5 protein-coding genes and 1 pseudogene are annotated in these 6,346 nt (G+C 46.7%); 1 reads left to right on the top strand and 5 read right to left on the bottom strand.

Features of this window, described 5'->3' with window-relative positions; translation table 11 throughout:
• Positions 1 to 422: 422 nt before the first annotated feature.
• The 4 genes and pseudogenes from rsmI to tmk all read right to left on the bottom strand — a co-directional run bounded on the left by rsmI (position 423) and on the right by tmk (position 3,152).
• A complete protein-coding gene (gene rsmI, locus STRDD11_RS04195) occupies positions 423 to 1,280 on the bottom strand; it encodes a 16S rRNA (cytidine(1402)-2'-O)-methyltransferase (RefSeq protein WP_128835710.1) in 858 nt (285 codons plus the stop codon).
• A gap of 2 nt (positions 1,281 to 1,282) precedes the next feature.
• Positions 1,283 to 1,600 (bottom strand): DNA replication initiation control protein YabA, encoded by a 318-nt coding sequence (yabA, locus tag STRDD11_RS04190; protein WP_128835708.1) that lies wholly within the window; start codon positions 1,598 to 1,600, stop codon positions 1,283 to 1,285.
• 22 nt (positions 1,601 to 1,622) lie between these two features.
• Positions 1,623 to 2,517: pseudogene (locus STRDD11_RS04185) on the bottom strand (DNA polymerase III subunit delta').
• A complete protein-coding gene (tmk, locus tag STRDD11_RS04180) occupies positions 2,514 to 3,152 on the bottom strand; it encodes a dTMP kinase (RefSeq protein ID WP_128835705.1) in 639 nt (212 codons plus the stop codon). The pseudogene STRDD11_RS04185 and the gene tmk overlap by 4 nt, the downstream one beginning before the upstream one ends.
• Positions 3,153 to 3,525: 373 nt before the next feature.
• Here tmk and STRDD11_RS04170 point away from each other — a divergent pair, with 373 nt between their 5' ends.
• Complete coding sequence (locus STRDD11_RS04170) at positions 3,526 to 4,413, top strand: YitT family protein (protein WP_128835700.1); 888 nt, start codon at positions 3,526 to 3,528, stop codon at positions 4,411 to 4,413.
• Positions 4,414 to 4,443: 30 nt separating this feature from the next.
• Here the strand turns inward: STRDD11_RS04170 and STRDD11_RS04165 are convergent, their stop codons facing one another.
• Positions 4,444 to 5,100, bottom strand: coding sequence for a CBS domain-containing protein (locus tag STRDD11_RS04165; protein WP_128835697.1), 657 nt, complete (start codon positions 5,098 to 5,100; stop codon positions 4,444 to 4,446).
• Positions 5,101 to 6,346 lie beyond the last annotated feature (1,246 nt).

Here is a 6,346-nt window from a genome sequence, read left to right as displayed (position 1 = left end):
CTGACTCCTGTCAGTTTTTTTGATAATTCTTCGGTTTCAAAACACTCTGTTAAACTTCCGGCTGAAAATTCTTTTTTATAAGAGGCTGCTTACTCCAACTACCAGAATGCACACCAAACACCTTGAGACGGCTGATAAAAGCCTCTTAGGAAGTCTCAGCAGTACTGGCCTTCTGTCCGGTACAGGCTTGTCCTGCTTTGACTGCTGCCCGCTCTCCCATTTCTGAGCTCGGACTGAAAAAATTCCCCGAGCTTTCCGCCCCTATACTGCCAGGACTGACGAAAGGTGCGTCTGCCTTATCCCCAACCTCCAACAGTCCCTCTGAAGCCTTGGAGTGGGGATAGGGCGATTTAAAACCAAAGAGCGAAGCCGAAAATTTTCAAGATAAGCTTCCGATCGACCGCCAAAGAAAGGCTGCTGGGTCACTGACTGTGATACAAGGCATAGAGCTCACTCTTATTTCGGCCGTATTTTTTGGCAATATCTTTGACAGCCTGATTTGTTTTGCTGCCAGATTCGACCAGAACGGCAATCTCCGCCAAAAGATCAGCATCTGCCATTTCTCTTTTTTCTTCCCGGGCTCCCTCGACAATCAGGAGGCACTCGCCCTTGGGCGGATGCTGAGCCAGATGGTCTATCAGCTCCGAAATCAATCCCCGCTGGTATTCTTCATAAAGCTTGGTCAATTCGCGAACCAAGACAGCCGAACGATCGCCGTAAACCTGCAGCATATTTTCCAGCGTTGCCCGAACCCGATGAGGCGATTCATAGAAAATCTGAGTCTCGGGATAGGCCATTTTGCTGCTGAAAAACTCCTTCTGCTGGCCAGCCTTTCTGGGCAGGAAGCCATAGAAAATATGAGGCTGGGGCAGCAGGCCGCTGGCAATCAAAGCTGAAATCCCAGCACTGGGCCCAGGCACTGTCACAACAGCAATGTCTTGGCTGATGGCCGCTTTGACTAAATCATGACCAGGATCGGAAATACTGGGCAGGCCGGCATCCGAAACCTGGGCAATACTTTGCCCTTTCTTCAGCAGATCCAGCAAGACCGGTATTTTCTCCCGGGCATTATGCTCATGAAAGCTGATTTGCTTGGTCGCAATATGAAAATACTTGAGCAGAAGTCCAGTATTTCTGGTATCCTCCGCCGCAATCAGATCCACTGCTTTCAGAGTCTCAATCATGCGGATGCTCATGTCATCCAGATTGCCGATAGGGGTCGCGACCAGATAAAGCCTGCCATAGGCAGAATGGTCCTTAAAACTTCTTTGAATCTGCATCTCTACTCCCTAAACAGCAGCTCGTCACAGAACATGCATTCTGCATCATTTTCCCGGCGCTGACCGTAAAAATCCGTACAAATATGAAAACCGTCCGCATAAATCTTACGCAGATTATCCCGGCTTTTATGCCCCTTGGCCGGAGCAGTTGCTTCTACCTCGCCCAAGCGTTCTCTTAATTTATCATTTTCCAGGCGCAGGGCCGTATTTTCTTCCACTACGCTTTTAAGATGTTTCTTGATGGCCTCGACTTCTGCCAGAGTCACCAAAAGTGTCTGGGAAAAATCATCCAAAGCATCAAACAAATCCCTTTTATCCATGAAGTGCTCCTCCTTTTTCTGCTCACCATCGCTCATTTAACACCATATATTCCAAGGCATTTTGGAAAGAAACATTGGCCTGCCACATCTTCTTGGCCTGCAGCAGAGCTGCCAAAGCCTGCCGGCCTTTTTTCTGCATCATTTCTCTAGCAAAGAGGATTTCCAATACCTTAAAAAACCTGCTCCTGCCTGTCTTTTTCATCTGCCGCTTTGGCCACGCGCGAGACCTGCAGATAGGCCTGATTAGGTCTTGCCAATAGCTCTTTGACAAAGCGCTCGCATTCACTGACCAGATCAAAGAAGGCAGTGTTATCAGACAAGCGATCAGCTTCTTCCTGAGTCTGACTGTAGGCAGCCAGAAATTCTGCCCGGCTTTTGACCAAGCCAGCCTGCTCCAAACTGTACTGCAAGGCAGGCTTATTTTTCAAAAAATGAAACACCTGTGTCCGGCTTTTAATCGTCGGCAGAATCAGCTGCTCATCCGCACTCAGAAGAAAGACATAAATCTCACTCTGCGGCTCCTCAATGACCTTCAAAAGAGAATTAGCAGCATTGAGGTGCATCTTGTCTGCCTCGCAGATGATGAAAACCTGCCGGCTGCTTTCCAGACCGCTCTGAGAGAAATTCCGCACCAGTTCACGGACTCGATCGGTTTTGATAATCCCGCCGGCCGGCCGCAGCACGGTAACATCAGAAAATTCTTCAGCAGCAATCAAGCGGCAGGTGCGGCAGGACTGGCAAGGCCAGACTCCCTGTTTATTCTCACAGAAAAGGCTCTGAGCCAGCACCTGCGCCATATCAAAACTGGCAAAAGCGCCGGTAAATAAATAGGCGTGATGAAGGCGATTCTGCTCCAAAATCCCCTGAAATCTTGCAAGAATCTTGGGCTGAATCTGCCGTAAAGTTTCTATTTTCATGATAGCTTTCCAAAACGGTTCTGAATAACCGCAAGACTGTCCCTGACAACTGCATCCAAGGGCTGGCTGGCATCAATCTTGACAAAACGGTCCGGCTCCTTTTCCAGAATAGCCAAATACCCCTGCCGAACCCGCTGATGCAGACCCAAACCTTCCAAATCCAGGCGATTGATTTCGCGGTCCTGATTTTTGGCGATGCGGGCCAGCCCTTCCTCTACGTCAATATCAAAATAAAGAGTCAGATCCGGTTTAAGCCCGTCCGTCGCAAACTGATTGAGCCATTCAATGTCTGTCACACTCAGCCCCCGTCCGTAGCCCTGATAGGCCACCGAGCTGTCGATAAAGCGATCCATGATGACCGTTTTGCCTTGATCCAAGGCCGGCAGGACTCGTTCAGCCAGGTGCTGGCGGCGGCTGGCAATATAGAGCAAAAGCTCTGTTTTAGCATCCATTTCCGTATGAGCCGGGTCCAGAATCACAGCGCGAATATCTTCAGCAATCTTGACACCGCCTGGCTCTCGGGTCGTGACAATCCCCGTACCAATGTTTTCCAAAAAAGGAAGCAGGGCTTCCAGCACGCTTGATTTTCCGGCACCTTCCGGACCTTCAAGCGAAATTAAAATACCTTTTTTCATTTTTTACCTTTAGCTTAGACCCAAGGAAGTCCAGGCTCTTCATTTTTTCATCTACTACTCTTTCTGTTTCAAACCCACAGCAGAAGGCTGCAGCAAAAGCAGGCAAAGCTTGCGGCAACCGCCGTCCAAGGGGCTGCTAAGAGCGCAAATCAAACCAAGATGGCTGTATCCGCAGTCTCAAAACAAAGCCTTGAAAGCCCAGCTGTTTGGTGTGGCTTCTCATAGTTTGAGTATAACCTTTATTTTACCAAAAAAAAAGACAAAAGCCTATAGAAGAAATTATCTAAAAAATGTTTTCAGGGTATTTTCAGTCTTACAAATTTTTGGTAAAATATATTCAGTAGAAATGTTTGAAAAGAGTTAGGAGGATGACATGTTTAAATTAAAAAACATACTGGCCATCATTGTGGGGGCTGGAATTTTTTCTTTTGGGATTCACTATCTGGTTATTCCCTTTCACCTATACGAAGGCGGCGCTACCGGCCTGACCTTGATTGTCTACTATCTTTTCAAAATTCCGGTCTCGACGACCAACCTGATTATCAATATTCCCCTCTTTATCATCGCCTGGAAGCTGCTGGGGCCTCGGACCCTTTACCTCAGCGTTCTGGGAACTTTTTCTGTCTCGGCCTGGCTGAAGATTTTTGAACTGCTGCCAGCTTCCAAATCCCTGCAGGATTATCTGTTTACGGCTTTAAAGGGCGATGTGCTGATAGCCTGTCTGGCAACAGGAATTATCCTGGGGGCTGGACTGGGAATCATTTTCAATGCTGGCGGTACCACCGGCGGTACCGATATCGTCGCCCGTATCTTTAACAAATACACCAGTATTTCCATGGGCAGGCTCATGCTGACGGTCGATTTTGTAGTCATCACCTTGGTTCTTCTGGTTTTCAAGGACCTGCGCATGGTTTCCTATACCCTGATGTTCGTCTTTATCACCTCCCGCGTCATCGACCTCATTGCCGAAGGCGGCTTTGCCGGAAAGGGCTTCCTGATTGTCAGCAGCAAGCCTACCGAGCTGGCTCAGGCCATCAATGACAAGCTGGAACGCGGTGTCACCTACCTCAATGGTCAGGGCTTTTACAGCCAGCAGGACTTGCAGATTGTCTACTGCGTCGTTTCCCGTAATGAAATGCAGCAAATGAAAAAAATCATCAACAGCATCGATCCCTTTGCTTTCACCACCATTACCGAAGCTCATGAAATTTTGGGCGAAGGCTTCACTCTGGATGCTAATAAACAGCCGATTGTACGTTAAAAGCCTCATCAAAGGAGGCTTTTTTCATGCCTATAAAGCTTTAGCTGAAGTATGGGTAATCTCTGCTATCTGAATCTGGTGCTGTTCAAACTTGCTTTTGACAGCATCTACATCCAGCTGGCCGTCAATCTGCACTTCAATGACCACCTTGCCGTCCTTGCGGGGGATATTGACCGTATTGGAAATATTAATGTTCTCCTCCACCAGCAGGCGGATGATCTGCTCCAGAACTCCGACCTTATCTTCCGTCACAAAGCGCATACGGACACCTTCTTCGCCGTAGCCAGACACTTCCAGAAAGGCCTTGAAAATATCACGGTCCGTGATAACCCCGTAAAGCTGCTCGTTATCCACTACCGGCAGAATGCCGATTTTATTTTTCAGCATCAGATAGGTCGCATCTTCCAGACTGGCAAACTGCGAAACGGTGATGACATCGTGGATCATGACATCACCAACCTTGGTTTTATTGAGCAGGTAATTCATCTCATAGATGGACAGACTGGTCGCCTTGGACGGACTGGCCTCCGCAATCGTTCCCTCCGTCACCAAGCCCACCAGCCTGTCATTTTCAATGACCGGCAGACGGTGCAGCTTCTGATCGCGCATCATATCTGCCGCATGGGCAACCGTCGTATCCGGGCTGATATAGACTACCTTTCGGGTCATAAAATCTTTAACTGCCATAAGAGTTCCCTCTTCTTCCTATCCGTATTTCTTATGCTTATTATACTTTATTTTGCAGCCGATTTCAAACGCTTTCAATATCTTTGCCTAAGTTTTCAAAATTTAGAAAAATTCCGCGATTGGGAAAATTGGCGAAAGCTGCCGGCTAGGTATCTTGTCTTTGATTTATCGTCATTTAGCTTCTCTTTTATTCCGTCGTTAACTGGCCATCCCAAAGGCGGTGGGACAGACTCCCATGACGGCTGCGCCCTCACCCACAGAGGGATGGATCTTTTAGAAGATACCGTATAAGACTCTTTTGACACTTCCTAGCGGAAGCTTTATCTGCCACCTCAAAACTTCCACTGGAGGTTTTGAGCAGCTCGCTGTCCTATCGTCCTGTATGTTAAGCGATAGGCTGAAACTGTCCCCCGGACAGTTTCACTGCTAAAAGCTAACTAAAAGACTATAAAAGCAAAATACCGATTGAAATCATCGCGCACTAATGATATAATAGGATTAAATATTAGTGAAATCGGAGAAAAACCATGAAGAATGTAACAGAAAAATTGAATAACCTGCCAAAACCTGTTCAGCTCATCATCGCCATTATTATCTTTGCTATTATGTTCTACCTTGGATACAGTCTGTTCTCCTAATCTCTTTGCAGCCGATGCTTAGAACGCGACATAAAAGCCGTCAGCCAATCTTAAACTAGTCAGCCATATATACAAATTTGTTTCGATTAATCAGCAGTGTATGATGCTATGCACTGCTTTTTTTCTACAGACAAAGGCTGGGCAGACATTTAATCCCAAACAAAAATACGATGATTGATAGTAAAAAAAACGCATAAAATCAATGTTATTGCAATCATTTGATTTTATGCGTTTTTGCTATTGGAAGAATTTTAACACAGCCGCTTTATTCGCAGTCTAAAAATACCCGCCGGACTGTTTTAATGAAAACTTCGTTTTCTTTAGCCGCAGCTTAAAAAGGGCCACCGAACCTTAATAAAACGAAAACTCGCTGCCGCGAGTTCTCATCCACAACCTGAAACAATCTCCGGATCCTAACATAAGGTGAGGCTGAGACAAAAGTCCTTCAGTTTCGCTTTATTTTGGTAAAAAACTCTTGACGCGGTAGCTGATTGGACTTTTTGTTCGTCTTTTAGACTCCAAAAAGCTCCTAATCATCCTCGCGGGGCTGGGACGACGAACTAAATTTTTAAAAATTTAGTTCTGTCCCACCGCCTTTGAGGTTATAG

It is taken from the genome of Streptococcus sp. DD11 (genome assembly GCF_001578865.1).
In the GTDB taxonomy this organism is placed as follows: Bacteria; Bacillota; Bacilli; order Lactobacillales; family Streptococcaceae; genus Streptococcus; species Streptococcus panodentis.
The sequence above is the reverse complement of the archived record's forward strand: the minus strand, read 5'-3'. Positions and strand labels throughout refer to the sequence as shown.

What these genes read in the sequence shown, in the direction of transcription:
- rsmI (WP_128835710.1), bottom strand. Translation starts at nt 1,280, where the DNA reads ATGCAGATTCAAAGAAGTTTTAAGGACCATTCTGCCTATGGCAGGCTT.
- yabA (WP_128835708.1), bottom strand. Translation starts at nt 1,600, where the DNA reads ATGGATAAAAGGGATTTGTTTGATGCTTTGGATGATTTTTCCCAGACA.
- tmk (WP_128835705.1), bottom strand. Translation starts at nt 3,152, where the DNA reads ATGAAAAAAGGTATTTTAATTTCGCTTGAAGGTCCGGAAGGTGCCGGA.
- STRDD11_RS04170 (WP_128835700.1), top strand. Translation starts at nt 3,526, where the DNA reads ATGTTTAAATTAAAAAACATACTGGCCATCATTGTGGGGGCTGGAATT.
- STRDD11_RS04165 (WP_128835697.1), bottom strand. Translation starts at nt 5,100, where the DNA reads ATGGCAGTTAAAGATTTTATGACCCGAAAGGTAGTCTATATCAGCCCG.